The 16,124-nt window shown below is 45.9% G+C and carries 13 protein-coding genes, 1 tRNA gene and 7 pseudogenes; 12 read left to right on the top strand and 9 right to left on the bottom strand.

Features of this window, described 5'->3' with window-relative positions:
- The first annotated feature begins 127 nt into the window (after positions 1–127).
- Positions 128–633 (top strand): annotated as a pseudogene (locus JCM11216_RS16050) (hypothetical protein).
- Here the strand turns inward: JCM11216_RS16050 and JCM11216_RS03830 are convergent.
- The 4 genes and pseudogenes from JCM11216_RS03830 to JCM11216_RS03845 all read right to left on the bottom strand — a co-directional run.
- Positions 630–1,540: pseudogene (locus JCM11216_RS03830) on the bottom strand (RimK family alpha-L-glutamate ligase). The pseudogenes JCM11216_RS16050 and JCM11216_RS03830 overlap by 4 nt on opposite strands.
- A 95-nt stretch (positions 1,541–1,635) precedes the next feature.
- Complete coding sequence (locus JCM11216_RS03835; RefSeq protein ID WP_054853352.1) at positions 1,636–2,985, bottom strand: UbiD family decarboxylase; 1,350 nt, start codon at positions 2,983–2,985, stop codon at positions 1,636–1,638.
- A gap of 77 nt (positions 2,986–3,062) precedes the next feature.
- Positions 3,063–3,251: a 30S ribosomal protein S27ae gene (locus JCM11216_RS03840; RefSeq protein ID WP_054853353.1), complete on the bottom strand. Its 189-nt coding sequence runs from the start codon at positions 3,249–3,251 to the stop codon at positions 3,063–3,065.
- A 997-nt stretch (positions 3,252–4,248) separates the two neighbouring features.
- A pseudogene (locus JCM11216_RS03845) lies at positions 4,249–5,280 on the bottom strand (glycosyltransferase); the annotation flags it as partial.
- Between the two features lie 150 nt (positions 5,281–5,430).
- Between JCM11216_RS03845 and JCM11216_RS03850 the strand changes: the two are divergent.
- The 4 genes and pseudogenes from JCM11216_RS03850 to JCM11216_RS03860 all read left to right on the top strand — a co-directional run bounded on the left by JCM11216_RS03850 (position 5,431) and on the right by JCM11216_RS03860 (position 7,788).
- Positions 5,431–6,038 (top strand): annotated as a pseudogene (locus JCM11216_RS03850) (adenylate kinase).
- A gap of 56 nt (positions 6,039–6,094) precedes the next feature.
- The gene (locus tag JCM11216_RS16055; RefSeq protein ID WP_243675098.1) at positions 6,095–6,292 is read left to right on the top strand and encodes a hypothetical protein; all 198 of its coding nucleotides are present in this window, start codon (positions 6,095–6,097) and stop codon (positions 6,290–6,292) included.
- Positions 6,293–6,330: 38 nt separating this feature from the next.
- Positions 6,331–6,624, top strand: a complete 294-nt coding sequence (locus JCM11216_RS16060) for a hypothetical protein (RefSeq protein WP_243675099.1) — start codon at positions 6,331–6,333, stop codon at positions 6,622–6,624.
- Between the two features lie 90 nt (positions 6,625–6,714).
- Positions 6,715–7,788: pseudogene (locus JCM11216_RS03860) on the top strand (sn-glycerol-1-phosphate dehydrogenase).
- Here the strand turns inward: JCM11216_RS03860 and JCM11216_RS03865 are convergent.
- From JCM11216_RS03865 to JCM11216_RS03875, 3 genes and pseudogenes are all read right to left on the bottom strand, one after another.
- Positions 7,785–8,678: an inorganic phosphate transporter gene (locus tag JCM11216_RS03865; RefSeq protein WP_054853354.1), complete on the bottom strand. Its 894-nt coding sequence runs from the start codon at positions 8,676–8,678 to the stop codon at positions 7,785–7,787. The pseudogene JCM11216_RS03860 and the gene JCM11216_RS03865 sit on opposite strands and share 4 nt — an antisense overlap.
- Before the next feature lie 51 nt (positions 8,679–8,729).
- A pseudogene (locus JCM11216_RS03870) lies at positions 8,730–9,520 on the bottom strand (sulfide-dependent adenosine diphosphate thiazole synthase).
- Positions 9,521–9,641: 121 nt separating this feature from the next.
- Positions 9,642–9,719, bottom strand: a tRNA-Asp gene (locus JCM11216_RS03875).
- A 174-nt stretch (positions 9,720–9,893) separates the two neighbouring features.
- On the opposite strand from JCM11216_RS03875, the gene JCM11216_RS16065 reads away from it, so the two are divergent.
- A complete protein-coding gene (locus JCM11216_RS16065) occupies positions 9,894–10,115 on the top strand; it encodes a hypothetical protein (RefSeq protein ID WP_243675100.1) in 222 nt (73 codons plus the stop codon).
- A gap of 5 nt (positions 10,116–10,120) precedes the next feature.
- The gene (locus JCM11216_RS16070) at positions 10,121–10,318 is read left to right on the top strand and encodes a thioredoxin domain-containing protein (protein ID WP_243675101.1); all 198 of its coding nucleotides are present in this window, start codon (positions 10,121–10,123) and stop codon (positions 10,316–10,318) included.
- 34 nt (positions 10,319–10,352) lie between these two features.
- Here the strand turns inward: JCM11216_RS16070 and JCM11216_RS03885 are convergent.
- Positions 10,353–11,632: pseudogene (locus tag JCM11216_RS03885) on the bottom strand (aspartate aminotransferase family protein).
- 241 nt (positions 11,633–11,873) lie between these two features.
- Between JCM11216_RS03885 and JCM11216_RS03890 the strand changes: the two are divergent.
- From JCM11216_RS03890 to JCM11216_RS16075, 4 genes are all read left to right on the top strand, one after another.
- On the top strand, positions 11,874–13,328 hold the full coding sequence (locus JCM11216_RS03890; RefSeq protein WP_243675137.1) for a CoA-binding protein: 1,455 nt from the start codon (positions 11,874–11,876) through the stop codon (positions 13,326–13,328).
- A 5-nt stretch (positions 13,329–13,333) separates the two neighbouring features.
- Positions 13,334–14,038 (top strand): acetate--CoA ligase family protein, encoded by a 705-nt coding sequence (locus JCM11216_RS03895; protein ID WP_054853390.1) that lies wholly within the window; start codon positions 13,334–13,336, stop codon positions 14,036–14,038.
- Positions 14,039–14,176: 138 nt separating this feature from the next.
- Positions 14,177–14,836 (top strand): zinc metalloprotease HtpX, encoded by a 660-nt coding sequence (htpX, locus tag JCM11216_RS03900; protein WP_243675102.1) that lies wholly within the window; start codon positions 14,177–14,179, stop codon positions 14,834–14,836.
- An 8-nt stretch (positions 14,837–14,844) separates the two neighbouring features.
- Complete coding sequence (locus tag JCM11216_RS16075; protein WP_243675103.1) at positions 14,845–15,063, top strand: hypothetical protein; 219 nt, start codon at positions 14,845–14,847, stop codon at positions 15,061–15,063.
- Positions 15,064–15,118: 55 nt separating this feature from the next.
- Here the strand turns inward: JCM11216_RS16075 and JCM11216_RS03905 are convergent, their stop codons facing one another.
- A complete protein-coding gene (locus tag JCM11216_RS03905) occupies positions 15,119–15,442 on the bottom strand; it encodes a hypothetical protein (protein WP_054853355.1) in 324 nt (107 codons plus the stop codon).
- Between the two features lie 138 nt (positions 15,443–15,580).
- On the opposite strand from JCM11216_RS03905, the gene JCM11216_RS03910 reads away from it, so the two are divergent.
- Entirely contained in the window at positions 15,581–16,060 is a 480-nt protein-coding gene (locus JCM11216_RS03910; RefSeq protein ID WP_054853356.1) for a hypothetical protein, read from the top strand.
- Positions 16,061–16,124: the final 64 nt, after the last annotated feature.

Consider the following 16,124-nt stretch of genomic DNA (forward strand, 5'->3'; position numbering starts at 1 on the left):
AGTATTAATGGAACTTGGTTCCCTAAGACTGTGCGATGCCCATAGGAGACTTGTACCATCACTACCAATAACCTGCAATGCATGTTCGATATTCATTACGGGTGTCTCCGATTCGGTAATTAAAAATATGGAGAAGGCATTATCAATTCTTGAAACGCACCCTGAAATTCAGGTTGTAATACCAAGGGTGTTGATGAATATTGTTGAAGCGAGGCCGGGCGCGGTCAATGAGAATGACGTAGTTGGTGTGCCAGGCAGGATTAATGCTCATGATGGAGGGTAATCATAGGCTCAAGGCCTATTTACGGCGGTAGTAAGCACTTAGGCAAATTAATCATTAAGTGCATGAATGTGAACCCGAGATACAGGTCTGTGGCTAGTATTAAATATGATAGTAAGATAGAGAATGCACTAAGGGAGTTGGGCATTCGTTACGCCAAGGCTGGTCCTCACGAGAGTTATAGCGAGGATGATGTCATAAATGCCGTGGCAAACTCACTCAATAAAGACCCAACAATAGAGGCTGTGATTGACCTTGGAGGTTATGCCCTGGAACCCGTCACCTACGTGTTTGGTATCGACTCGATAGACGTAGTATTAAAGGTAATAAAAATAGCCTCAAGGATTTCCTAAGCCTTTACCTTACTGACCAGGTAATTCACTATGTACCTAGCGGGGGGGTTAATGCCGGTGGCCCTCTTGAACCCCCCCTGCCAGGACATTGTTGGGTTAACCTCAAGTATGAAGTAGCCATCTTTAGTCTCGGCAATATCAACACCACCATAGTCAAGTCCGAGGACCTCGATAGTCTTCAACGCCAACTCACTTAATTCATCCGTGACCTTAGCGGGCTCAGGCTTAGCACCTTGAGCCACATTGCTCTTCCACGTAATGCCCCTCCTAAACTCGGCGCCTAATACCTCATTACCAACAACCACAACCCTGTAATCACCATTACCAACCTTATCAAGGAATTTCTGCACGTACATAGGCTTGTTTAGGTTCGTTAGGTAACTGAATATGTGCATGGCAACATCGGCATCATCAACCTGAAAAACCCGAATCCCATGGCACCCCTAATCTGCTTAATAACGGACTTTCCAAACTCCCTAACCGTGTTGTAGGCAACAAACATATTCTCGCTGACCACAGTATCGGGGGGGACAGGCAACCCGTGCTTAGCCAATAGCATTAATGATATGAATTTATCACTGGCCATCATCCAATTCATCACAGGATTCATTACATAAACACCACTAAGCTCAAGGGCCCTAACAACCCATAACCTATGCACGAACTGCTCAAAATCCCTAATTATACCGATATGCCTAAGTATCGCACCTGATACACTCAATTCCTCATAATTAGACCTACCAATTAATTGATAATAGTTAATGCGGCCCTTACTGAACCTGACCCCAATCATGTCAATGTAGATCCTCCTAACCCTATGGCCCAAGGACCTAATAGCGTCCTCTAAGTCAACCACGTCCTCAGGGTTATACTCAACCTCGTAAGGTCTGATAATTCCAATATCCACAAGTACGACACAGTAAAGTCTCCTTTTATTAATTTAGCCCAGGTATTAATTACAAAGGAATTATAGAATTAAGTATACGTAAAGTAAACGTATACCTACTTAAGCCTAATCTTGCTTAAGTCAACGGAGGCGGGAATAATTCCCTTTCTGAATCTACTCACATCTGAGTGAATCGGCCTTGTAGCATCAATACCAACCTTTGTGGTTATGCCTTGCACAGGATCAATAGCCACAGGATCAAGCGTGGAACCCCCCCTAGCATACTTAATGACCACTAGATCCTCATCAGCCCTGAACCTAGTCGCTATTGCCCATTCAACCTCACTTGGCTCATCTATGTTTACATCATCATCGACGACCACCACATGCTTAAGGCTTGGGTGGGCCGCAAAGGCAGCCATAATCGCGTTTTTGGGGTCACCATCACTCTGCTTCTTAATGGCAATGACCGCATGCAGCCATCCACAACCACCATCGGTGAGCCTGACAGCCCTAACCTCAGGGACTACGTTACTAACGAACTGCCAGATCTTAGCCTCCTTTTCAATACCCATTAGGAGCTTGTGCTCGGAATAACCAGCCACGAGGGCTTGGGCAATTAATGGGCTGTCCCTCCTAACGTAAATCCTCGTGATCCGGACAACTGGCTGTTCCCTAACCTCGTCATATGTACCCAGTATGTCCATGCATGGCCCCTCCCTAGCCGTTTCCTTGGCCGATATATAGCCCTCCATCACGACCTCCGCATAGGCGGGTGCAGGTACCCCATTATCCAGAACCTTAACCTTAAGTGAGCCATCAAGCAGTGCATTTGCCATATTCAATTCAAAGACCCCAAAGGGTGGTGATGAGGCTGCTGCTACGAGAATGGCTGGATGTAGGCCCCATGAAATTGATATGGGCGTGTCCTTACCGATCTCTCTATTCCTCATGTAAATCCTGTATAGGTGCCTGGGTACAAGCCTAATAACGAACTTATCAGGGCCTATTGGGGGGGTTAACCTATGGATACTTGCATTCAGTATGCCATCCCTTACATCCATGCCTATCACCACCGCGCTCGTTAGACAGGGCCCCGGTTCAAGTTCGAAGTACCTTGGTATGGGCATTTTCGTTAAGTCAGTGTTAGGTAATGGTTCATAAACGGCATCACTTACCTCAACTGGCTTGTAGGATGGCGCGGCATTCTCAGCCCAAAGAAGTCTCCTGTAAAACTCAGTATCGCTTTTTACATTGAGTGCCTTGTACACCTTATCCCTGGTATTAACTACATTGCCAATTACGTGAACATGCCTAAACTCACGTACGTTGGTGAACTCTAAAGTTGGTCCTTTATCGAATCGTGTGATTACATAAGGTATCTCGTAATTAATGCTTAACTCCTCATCAACGAACCTTAACATATCTGAATCTCTTAGATCGACCAAGTACTTTCTTAGGTCCATTGGTTCGGCACTAATTTTTTAGGTAAATAATTTTACTGCATCGTTAATGAATACGAAATATTATTTGATTGGCACGTTTATCGTGCCTTAACCTGCTCAAATATTGTATAACCGCACTTGCCGCATGAATAACGTGGCACTGGGACCTTGTGATAAGCCATTACCGAGCCACACCTCGGACAAATCCTCCTAAGGAACTTTATGGTGCCCTTCTCATAATCAACCTCATACCATGTGTGCGCCCTGGCCTTTACTTCCTTTGGCATTCGGGCATGGGCTTAATTCATCCCTTATAAGATTTTCCTTTATGGTCATGAACCATAAACTTATAAGGGACTTACTGATTTACTGCTTGCGATGATTAATGTGGCCAGGGCTGAATGATGATGTAAGAATCGTTTTATGATACGTGAAAAGTTGTTGATTTCTTATTGAATAATATGGGCGCTTATTCATATCTTTACATATGCTTATTGCTTTATTTCTTAGCGCCTGGGTTTAGTGGGCTTAAGGGTTCTTGTCGTGTTGCATTTATTTCCTGGTTAGGGTATGTTTGTTTAATGTGTGGAGATTAATGATGGGCTGAATGCAGTGAGGATTGAGCAACCAAAGGCTGGTTACAGGGAGGTTGGGCTAACCAAGCAGGGCAGGGCTACGTAGTATGCGTGGGCATGGACGCAATTAGGAAGTACTTCAAGCTCGTTAGCAAGGTCTGTGAGAAACTAAGGAGGATACCTGAGGAAGCAAATAAATGAGGGCAAAGGCAATAGTAAAGGCAAAAATGGCGAAACTAACCAGGACCCACGGGCTTAACAAAATAATCCTAATTCAAAACCCACACAAGATCCTTGCCCAAGATCTCAAGTCAGTTCATCAATAAATATATTATACCTACCTTAGTTAGCGACATTGCTAAGTCCATGTAAGTTTAAAGATTCACAGTTTTCATTAATTTCAGAATTAGAGTGGTGGCGGTTCTGCCCTCGTTGAGGTACCTATTAAGGGTCTAGGTCTTGAGGGCCGTGGTCAGCGGCCCAACGGTCCCGACCTAGCCACGTATAAAGAAGACAATACTGAGGAACAGGGGGGGTCCTTGGGATAACTCAAGCCCTTAATAGGTCTCCCTTTCTGATAATCACCATAGTGATACCCACTTCGTGCTTTCGCTCTCCCTAAGTACGTCTTGATAAACCTTCTTTGTCCAACGAGCAATCGACTGCCAACTATACCACCGATTCACGGAGTCCCTCGCATTCCTCGCTATGTTTCTTCTCAACTCATCATTGCTGAGTAGGATCTTGGCCACGTTTATTATCTCATCAACGTTATTAGGCGCTACCTTAACACCGTTGTACCAGTCACGCACTATCTCATCGGGTCCGCCAACTCTAGTTGTGATCACGGCTAGACCCGTGGCCATGGCCTCGAGTATTGTTATTCCAAAGGGCTCATACCTACTTGGCAGTATTGCCAAGTCCGAGACCTTCAGTATTGAGTAGAGCGTTTCATCATCGACCCTGCGTGAAGTATACCTTGCTCCAAATACCCCCAGTCATGGGCCAGACTCATTAGGTATTCCCTCATTGGTCCATCACCAACGATCAGAAGCTTCAAGTTCCAATCCCACTTCAGCAATTCCTTAAATGCCGCCAATACTAGGTCTGGTCCCTTCTCATGGACCAACCTACCAACGAAGACTATTATCTTCTCACTGGGCATTGCGTATAGATCCCTGAAGCCGGGCCTTACCTTAATAGAGTCTATGTAGGACACGTCAATGCCGTTGGGTATCATTATCAGTTTATCCTTTGGTAACCCATGCACAATCGAGACCTCGCTCATCATATAATTACTGCAGACAATCACCTTCCATGCCTCGTAGGTTGTCCTCCACTCCCACGAGTGAATTATGAATTGTTCCTCATTATGAACACCACCGCGCCTACCGGCCTCGGTGGCGTGTATTGTGGCGATTAAGGGCTTATGAAGCAGATGCTTAAGTGCGATGCCCGCGGGTCCCGTTAACCAATCATGGACATGAATCAAGTCAAACTCCCACTCATCATAAAGCCTGAGGGCTTCCTCAATCATCTCCTCATTGAAGTTCAATACCCAGGTGATGAAGCCCGTGGACCTAAACTTGAATGGGTCAACCCTCCTAACGTGAACCCCCCCCTCGACCTCCTCAGAGGGTGGTGAGCCAGGTAGTGCTATGCTCATTACGGTAGTATCAACGCCATCCCTAACCAAATGCCTGGTAATGTGATAAACATGTCTTCCTAATCCACCAACCATATGAGGCGGGTACTCCCAGCTGAGCATTAATACGCGTATTACCACAGGGATGTGTCTATGTACTTATTTAAAAGTAAGATTCTACGGCAAATGGTGATTTAGGTAGCCGTGTAATAAAATTTAAAATTAATGAAGATTTAGCTTTATCACGTGAAGATCGTACTTGTCGCTGTGCCGGGCAGTGGTAAGTCAACAACGTTGAAATTCGTTAAGGAGCTTCTCCCCCCCGACGTAACTGTCGTTAATTATGGCGATTACATGCTCGAAATCGCCAAGAGACAGTACGGGATCACAAATAGGGATGAGATGAGAAGGAAGCTGCCTGTGGAGGAGTACAGGAAGGTCCAGGAACTTGCTGCTGAAGAGATTGCTAAATTGCCTGGTGACGTTATTATAGATACCCATGCCAGCATTAGGGTTCAGGGTGGGTTTTACCCGGGTCTTCCAGACAGGATAATGGTAAAGCTTAGGCCAGATGCGATTGTGCTCATGGAGTTCGACCCAAAGGATATACTCGAGAGGAGGGCTAAGGACGTGGGCTCAGGGATAGGGAACCTGATTCTCCTGAGGAGATTGAAATGCATCAATTGGCCAATAGGTATTACGCATTCGCGGCTGCCAATGCTGGAGAGTGCTCGGTCTACATCCTAGACTTCAGAAGGAAACCTCAGTCAAGGCCCTTTGAGCATGCTGAAATTGCTGCTAAATTTATCGTTGATTTAATAATGAAAGGCAGGGGTGCAGGTAATAATAAGTAGTTTCATTATCAAGGCGCGAAATGCTTAAAATAATATGGAATTCTTCGAAGGGTTGTATGAAGGCGTTAATTATTGTTGCTGATGCATCATACAAAGGAGAGTACTCAATGACGGTACAGGCACTTAGGCAGTTGGGTATGGAGGTTAGTACGGGGGGGCTGGTAAGTAAGGCTGTAAGTATTAATTTTGACGTAGACTTAACAGATAAGTTGGGTGAGGGTGTCCTTGATGGCTACGACATTACTGCTTCATAGGCGGTTACTGGGCGTATTACGCCGTTACTGGTAAGGAAATGCCCGGTAAGACCAAGCCAATAGTAAATAAAGAGGTCTTTGAGAAGTTACTTATTCAATCAATAAGTACTGGTAAGAAGACGATATTACCCCCCCTGGCAACGCCAGCTTACGCGGCTAAACTTGGTCTATTGAAGGGTAAAAGGGCGACTGTTTACCCAACTACGGACCTAATAAGTGTCCTTAAGGGTAATGGTGTTGAGTTTGTTAATGGGGATTTCGTAATTGATGGTAATGTAGTTACCATGAAAAGGGTGACTGTAGATTTACTTACCAAGGCACTTAGTAAGTAATTGACCTTAGGTTTCATAGATTAAATTAATTTCGTTAATATAAGGGTAAAGAAATAGTTTAAATTACCAATATGCCTGCCTTAATTGGTAATGGCTTCACCACAGCGTAAATCGCTGGAGATGTATGAGATTCCTCGGGTCGTGGTATTCGGACCTAGTGCCATTAGTAAGGTACCCGAGATATTAAGTAAGTTGGGGCTTAACGGATTAAGGGGTTTAATCCTCATTGGTCCTCACTTCGGTAAGCACCTCATCGATAAGATTGAGTGCAGGATATGCGATATTGAGGAGGTTAATGAGGTAAGTCCTGAAAGGATAATTGAATTGTCAAATAAGTATGTTCATATTACGGACTATATAATAGCCCTGGGCGGTGGTAGAATAATTGACTTTGGTAAGGCCATGGCCCACATAATGAATGTTCCATACCTATCCATACCAACGATAGCGTCTCATGACGGAATAGCAAGCCCCTACGTATCCCACATACTTCAATTAGACCTTAATAGGTATGGAGTTGGTAAGGTCCAGAGATCCCCCCCCATAGCCATCATTGCCGACACTTCGATAATACTCGAAGCACCAAGGAGGTACTTACTGGCCGGCATTGGTGAGTTAGTTGGTAAGTTAATAGCCGTTAAGGACTGGGAATTGGCGGTCAGGGTTAAGGGTGAGGAGTTCAGTGAGTACGCGGCGGCCCTCGCCAGGGATAGCGCATTAATAGTCCTTAGGAATAGGGATAGTTGAAGATTCATAATGAGGAGAGCATTAGAATAGTGGTGAAGGCGTTACTTGGTTGTGGGGGGGTTGCATGGCAATCGCAGGTAGTTCGAGACCGTGCAGCGGCTCTGAGCATTTATTTAGCCATGCAATAGATATACTGGCAAGGGAGAAGGGATTTAGGCCCGCGCTGCATGGTGAGCAGGTGGCGCTTGGCGCGATAATGATGGCTTACTTACATGGCATGAGGTGGAGGAGGATAAAGTCATTCCTACAGGGCTTGAACATACCGGTCACAGCCAAGGAACTCGGTCTCGATAAGGAGATAGTAATAGAAGCATTAACAATGGCCCATAGCATAAGGCTGATAGATTTACCATATTAGGGGCGGGCTTAACGCGTAAGGCTGCTGAAAATCTTGTTGAAATTACGGGAGTAGCCTAAATAACCTTGATCAATATATAGCTAAGTGCAAGGCCGATGATTATTGATACTATGAACCCAAGTATTAACTCATTGAAGTATCTAAGGTTTATTATCCTAAATCTATGCGCCGCACCAACACCCACTAGGCCGAAAGACGTGGTTATAGTGACGGGCATCGGTACAGAGAATAGTGTCCCTATTTCCATGGCAATGAATGAGAATAACTGTACTGTGAAACTGGTCAGCGAGCCTATCGTAAACAAGCCAGAGCTAAGCCTATACAGGGTTCTCCAGCCAATCAATAGTACACCCAGTATTGAGCCGGCAATGACTAGAAGCATACCCTTATAACTAAAGCTTAGTAACGCCCATATTAATCCAAGGTTATTCGCGCCAAAGGAGAATGACAGTAAGAATACGGTGATTATCGACAGTGCGCGATAAATCCCGGCATATTTAAACGAAATCCTTGAGAACACGCTCAGGGATTTATAAAGGAGGTATGAAAAAAGCATCACTATTATAGGTAAAGATAACCAGTAACCAAGCACAAAGGCGGCGTTTCCCAGAATATGACCTACAGCCAGTGAAGCACCAACAAGGCTCGCATATAGTGAGCCTGTTAACGACATTGGGACTCTCATACTCTCGCCAATTATGAATATCACTATGGTAACGGCCATGGCCACCATGGCGACATCGCCACTCACCACATTAGCCTTCATGTAGGTACCCTGCAACCATAGGCCAAGTACATAACCGAGCAATGCAATTGCTATGGCATACTTATAATCAATAGACCTGGACCCAACGGCAGCCCCCCCTGCGTTAGCTGATAGGTTATTCCCAGAGACTAGGAACGACAGCAGGAATGCCAAAGCGTAATTTATAAACAGCGTATACGCCATATTGGGCAGGTATGACCCTTTAATAGCTTTTAAACCCAACCCATGTACTCATCATCGCTTCAAATCACTAATTATTAACTCAGCTACCCTCTTACCACTCATTATCATTGAGCCGAATATAGGCCCCCCCATCCTTGGCAGCCCATACACGGCTGCGACTGCCATGCCGGTCACGTAAAGACCCTCCATAACCCTACCCGTATACTTAACAACCAAGTCCTCGGCAACTGAGGCATACGCCGACTTCTCACCGGGCACCTTTAAGCCAAGGTCTGGGTTCTTCCTCGCGGCCACCGCCACGACCTCCGCATCATGTCCCGTGGCATCAACTACGGCCTTAGCCTCTATGAAGAACGGGTCTGTGTGTATGTTAGCCATTTGTATTGATGACCAGTAAACGGCGAGACCAGCTATTCTTGGGGGGGATTATCCCTAATTATGACATCCTCAACATTAATTCCAAGCAAAAACTTAGCGCCTGCGTCGATGGCCTTAGTCGCGAGTTTCGCCATCATTTCGGCAGGGTCAATGACAAATAATCCATCACCCACGTCCTGAAGCCTAACGCCGAAATCCTTACTAAGAATCTCAGAGGCCGGCGTCTCAACGACTATGCTCGGTAAGTGGCTTGCGGCACCGCCAATACCACCACCAAAGGAAAACCTCCTCTCAAGCACCACGGTCTTTAAGCCCGCCTTAGCTAGGTAATAAGCCGCGGTCATGCCTGAGGGACCGGCACCGACAATGGCGACATCAACGCTTGAGTACTCATCAAGTATTTTCAAGGCGCTCCTCATTATTGCACGGGTAATACTTGACTCCGAGATTGATACACCCACCATACAATCACCAAATTATTATTCATAAATAAACAAGTTATAAATTAATTCCCCAATAACTATTAGCTAATAACCTGCCCAAAGCCCACGGGCAAAACAAAACCCACAGGAACCAACACCAGGGTGGCGCCCCCGGCGGGATTTGAACCCGGGTCTGCGGCTCGACAGGCCGCCATACTAGACCGGGCTATACCACCGGGGCTACGTAGTGATTGGCTTTGTTGAGAATTTAAGTTTTTTGCCCTGATTGTTTATCGGCATTGTGTTAGGAGACTTCCTATGGTTTAAGTGGGATGTGGCATCTCCTCATTGCTGTATTTCTTGTCTAATTATTGACTGAGTAAACGCTTTAAATTGGCAGTTTCCCGCCTTAGGTATGGCGGTGAATAACACGAACAGTAACATGGGTGATAAAGAGGACGAGGAGTTGAGCAAGTTGTTGGAGAGGAAGGCTAGGGAGTTGGCTAAGGCCGTGGGTAATGAGCCTGTTGAGTTGAGCGCTGATAATTTTGATGATTTCGTAAGGAGTAGGAAGGTTGTGGTTGTTGATTTCTGGGCGCCTGGTGTGCGCCGTGTTTCCTACTTGAGCCAATCCTAAAGGCGTTGGCTAAGGAAATGCCTTGCGTTGGTTTTGGTAGGTTGAATACTCAGGAGTGGCCTGACGTTGCGGCTAAGTACGATGTAATGAGCCTACCGACCGTGATAATATTTAGGGATGGTGAACCTGCGGATTTCGTGGTTGGTGCAGTGCCTAAGAAAATAATTGCTGATAAGATAAGGAGGGTTCTTAACGAGAATTAAAAACAATAATTTTTACATGGGTAAAATAACCTAATTACTTAATATTCTCCTCCCTCTCAACCTCACCAAGTGACTTGTCAAGTACGTCTATGGCTTTATCAATGTGCTCCTGCTTAACGGTTAATGGTGGTGCAAACCTAATGACATTGCCATTCCAACCACTGGTCACGAAGAGGACACCCCTCTTCAACGCCCTGTTAAGGCATATGTCGCTGGTCTCCTTGGTCGCCGGCTCCTTGGTCTTCCTATTCTTAACGAGCTCAATGCCGATCATGAGCCCTAACCCCCCCCTGACCTCACCAATGAGTGGGTGCTTGTCATAAAGCTCCATTAACCTCTTCATTGCGTACTCACCCATCCTCTTGGCATTGCTCAGCAACTCCTCCTTATGCATGTTGTAGTAGTCAACGGTTGCCTTAACCGCAGCCATAATCAATGCTGAGGCTCCAAAGGTCGAGTGCTCATCATTCAACTGCATTGCTGAGGCAATCTCCTTCCTGGTCACCACGCTGATGCCGGTAATCCGCCGGTCATGCCCTTAGCCGCGACAACGATGTCGGGCCTAACATTGAATTGCTCGAAGGCCCAGGTGGTGCCTGTCCTGCCCATGCCTGTCTGGACCTCATCAAATACCAGCAATATCCCGTAGGTATCAAGGACCTTCTTTAGCCTCTCAAAGAAGTCCTTCGGTGGCACTACTATGCCGCCAACGCCCTGTATTGGCTCAGTGATTAGGCAGCACACGTCCTTAATGGCCACGTAATTAATGTAGTACTCAATGGTCTCAACGGCTGCCTTGCCGCACTCCTCAGGTGTCATGTCACCGAATGGGCACCTGTATGGGTATGGGAATGGGGCTATCAAGGTGCCTGGTGGTAATGGGCCGTACTCCTTTCTTCTCATTCCATGGTATGAGCTGGTTAGGTATGTCCTACCGTGGTAACCACCCATTAGGTACATCACGTAAGTATTCTTCGTAAATCTCTTCGCAATCTTCAATGCCAGCTCAATCCCCCCCTCGGAACCACTTAACTTGAAGTGAACCTTGTTGTACATATTCTTATCAGGAAATAGGCTCAACACGGCTTTTGCAGCATTTAGTAATTCCTCGGTGTACCAGTTATAGCCGTTACCAGCGATTAATCGCTTAGCTGTTTCAGTAATGGCGTCGGTGAGCCCCGGTGGGTTATGGCCGAGTAATGCCGTGGTTACTACGGTCATGAAGTCCAGGTAAGTATTCCCATCGACATCATAGACATAGATGTCACGGGCCTCCCTAACAACAATCCTATGGGTTGGGTACAGGTTCGTCATTAGGTACTCATCTATTTCCTTAAGGATTTCCTCGGTCTTTCCCATTAAGTTAATTAAGAATTCGTTCCTTTTAAGCTTAATCTATTAATTATTTTTCTGGCATAAAGAATATAATATTTTTACCATAGATTTTTCAAACTTTTTGAATTTTTCAATACGTTCATAATCTATAAAAATAAATAGATTATTTATTCATTTAGAAAGGTTTTTAAGAACCAAGGTTGAAGGGACGTTGATTCTTATGGAAGAACAAGAGACGCAGCCGCAGGAGGTTAAGGTCGTCCCTGAAGCGTCAATGACCTTCTCACCGCTTGATTTATTATTTAATCCAAGGTCAGTTGCCATAATTGGAGCCACACCTAGGGAGAATAGTGTTGGTGGTGTCATTACAAAGAACCTCCTCACTAAGTTTAAGGGTAAGGTTTACCTGGTCAATCCCAAGTATGACGAGGTTAACGGCATTAAGTACTATAAGTCAATACTGGACGTTCAGGATAATATTGATCTGGCGGTCATAGCCGTACCGGCGCCCGCCGTGCCTAAGGTTACGGAGGAGTGCGTGAAGAAGGGTGTTAAGGTCGTGATTATCATTAGTGGCGGCTTTAGTGAGGTTGGTGAGGAGGGCGCGAAACTTGAGGAGGAGTTGAGGAGAGTTGTTCAAAATCGCATTAGAGTTCTTGGGCCGAACTGCATTGGTGTTTATAATGCATTTAACGGCCTGGATACGTTCTTTCTCCCCGAGGATAGGATGGGTAGACCAAGGCCAGGTCCTGTGGCATTAATTAGCCAAAGCGGCGCGGTGGCTGGCGCAATACTTGATTGGGCTGCTAGGAGGAACATCGGTGTTGGATTGGCCGTGAACTACGGGAATAAGCTCGACATTAGTGAAGCCGAGCTTCTTGAATACTTTGCCAGAGATAATAGGGTTAAGGTCATTGTGATGTACATGGAGGGATTGAAATACCCAGGAGAAGGAAAAAGAACGCTCGAGGTTATGAAGGAGGTAACCAGTGTTAAGCCAATAGTTGTTTACAAGGCAGGCAGGACCAAGGCAGCAACGGGCGCTGTTAAGTCCCACACAGCGGCTCTGGCCGGCAATTACGAGGTGTACAGGGCAATGCTCAAACAAGCCAATGTCATAGAGGCTGATAACCTGACTGACGCCTTCGATATGGCCAAAGCCCTAGCAACACAACCACTGCCAAGGGGGGGCAACAGGGTACTGGTACTAACAGATAGCGGTGGAATGGGTATACAGGCCGTTGATGCCCTTGACATGCGTGGCCTACAGGTTCCAGAATTATCCGAGAGTCTTCAGGAAATACTGAGGAAGCAATTGCCGCCGCTCGCCGTTACCCGTAATCCCATTGACTTGACGGGTAGCGCCACGGATGCCATGTACAAGTTCGTACTGGACACGGTACTACCAACGAGCTACGTGGACATGGCATTAATAATAGCCCTGATGCAGATACCTGGCCTATCAATAAACCTAGGTAACTACATAGTGGAGGCCAGGAGGTTTGGCAAGCCAATAGTTGTTGTCAGCTTTGGTGGCAATGAATATGTGGCTAAGTTCGAGAGCAACCTGGAGGAAAACGGAATACCGGTATATCACGCGCCACATAGGGCTGCTAAGGCGTTGTGGGCTCTCTACGAATACGCAAAAATTAAAGGTGCGGCTAAGGAGTGGTGATGAGCATGAACCCAATAATTGCGAAGGCCCTTGAGGAGGGTAGGTATAAACTACTCGAGCATGAGTCCTTTGAGTTGCTTAGGCAGTATAACATACCCGTACCCGACTTCGCCCTGGTTCAGAATGTTGATGAGGCACTCAAGGTGGTTAAGGACATTGGTTACCCAGTGGTACTCAAGGTTGTTTCTCCAGATATAATCCATAAATCCGATGTTGGTGGTGTTATACTCAATATAAACAGCGATGACGAGCTTAAAAACGCCTGCGAGAGGATCAGGAATAATATTAAGGAAAAGGCGCCGTATGCTAGGATTAGCGGCTTCCTGCTGCAGAGAATGGTGCCTGAGGGCCTAGAGACGATAATTGGTGCAACTAAGGACCCAATTTTTGGTCATGTAATAGCCTTCGGCCTTGGTGGCGTAATGGTTGAGGTACTGCAGGACGTGAGCTTTAGGATTGTGCCTATCACCGAGGAGGATGCCAGGGCAATGGTTAGGGAGATAAAGGGGGGGTATAGGCTCTTTAATGGTTATAGGAACATGCCCGTGAGGGATGAGGAGGCGGTCATATACATAATAACGAAATTCTCAGAACTCCTATCCGATAACCCAAACATTGTTGAGGCCGACCTAAACCCAGTCATTGTGCTTGAGAGGGGGGGTAAGGGCGCGTACGCGGCCGATGCGAGGTTTATAATTGGGTCTATGTAATGTACGTGAGTTAGGTTTAAAATTAATACCGTGGTTTTCGCCTTGTATGAACAAGGCATTACTGGTGTTTAGGTTGAAGATGTCACTCGCGATAATAGCAATATTATTACTGGGCGCCGCGTTTACGTACGGCATCATGTGGTGGTTGACGGGAGGTCGATAGGCGGTATTGCGCTTGTCACTAGTTTAGTTGTTATGGCGTTTTTCCTAACGCTGTTCCAGTGGTTGATTGGTCCATTTCTGATTAATGTCATGTATAGGGCTCACGAGGTTAAGCCTGATGACCCAACCTACGGCTGGGTCTATGACATGGTTGCCGACGTTGCAAGGGCTAATGGCTTTAAGGATGTGCCCAAGGTCTACATAGCCGATGTACCGTTCCCCAACGCCTTCGCCTATGGAAGTCCAATAGCCGGTAAGAGGGTTGCGATAACACTGCCCCTACTGAAGATACTGAAGCCTGGTGAGTTGAAGGCCGTCCTTGGCCATGAGATCGGCCACCTAAGGCATAGGGATGTGGAGGTCTTAATGGCCGTTGGTTTGCTGCCCACGGTCATTTACTGGCTTGGTTGGTCACTCTGGTGGGGGGGTGGTTGGTGGGGGGGAGGTTGGTCTGAGGGTAGGGATAACAATGGAGGACTACTGCTCTTAATAGGTTTAGTTCTTATCGCCGTTAGCTTCCTATTCCAATTGTTCGTCCTTTACATTAATAGGCTGAGGGAAGCCTACGCGGATATTAACGGTGCATTGACCGTGGAGAATGGCGCCCGTAACCTACAGAGGCCCTTGCAAAGATAACGCTTTACATGGATCCGAACGTGGTGAAGAGGACTACGAACGGCACATTGAGGATGCTATTCTTCGCACCGCCAGTAAGTACTGAGTATATTGAGAGTAATGTTGATGATTTAATAGAGTATTGGAGACATTATAAGCCGTCAATTTGGGAGGAGCTGTTCATGACGCACCCACACCCAGCAAAGAGGATACAAATGCTTGATAGATTGGTTGAATATTTACCGTAATTCTTAGTTTTTAACTAAGTCTTAGGATTTGAATTTAAATATACAATGGGATTCTTTATTCCTCCTTTATTGCTGATTGAAGATAAAGAACTCTATACTTATTCCTGAACTTAAGCAGGGCAAAGGTAAATATTTGTTCACCACTAACGTCATCGCTTGTTGCCGTGACCCTCACGTATCTAGCGCTGTCTAGGTCCTTAACGATATTACCATCTATATCGAAGAACATCACATCCTTAACACTAAGTCCAATACTTGCCAATGCATCCTTAATGCAACTGATCACTGATGGTTCATCAACATCATAGCATTTACCACCCATGAACTCGCTCATCACTCTGCCATGCAATTCATACACCCGCTTATTCAAATTGCTCATCCAAATGCTATCGCCATACCACTAAATATATCTTATCTGCCCATCTCACTATAAGGCAATCATAAGTATTCCCAATGATAAACAGGGATACTGCGGGTTAGGTAATGCTTATTTTTAACTAAGCATTATTCAAATTTGATGGAGGTCTTAAACACTGGTAGGAATGTCATGGACATGCTCAATGAGCTCCTCAATGACTTAAATAGGGATGATTTATCCCTCATTGAGAGGCTGCCCTATGTTCGTGAGTATGAGAGGTATAGGGACGTGATCACAAACATACTCAGGGAATTCCACATAGCGCTGGTTCTCGTTAGGATAACCTTCAACGATGGTTCTCGCAAGGGCTATGTATTCCTAATAAGAGGCGAGGGTGGTGAGTTGGGTAAAATACCCACGTCTGGCGTTGTCGAAGGTTATGTAGTGAGTGTTAAGGGTAATGATAGAAAGAAGCTTCTATATAACCCAGTAAACTTTAGTAAGTCTGACGACGTGGCTGCTAGGATTATGGAATTTGCAAGTATGTATAGGAAGGCTGAGGAGAGAATATCGCAGCTTCAATTACTCCGCGAAGCCGAGAAGGACTACGCATTGTTCTATGAGGAGGCTGGCGATTAATGACTTAAATTATAGGTATTTATTAATTAAGGGTGGTGAGGAACACGCCCTTATCTGAAGGTAC

This window comes from Vulcanisaeta distributa JCM 11216, from assembly GCF_001315985.1.
GTDB lineage: Archaea > Thermoproteota > Thermoprotei > Thermoproteales > Thermocladiaceae > Vulcanisaeta > Vulcanisaeta distributa_E.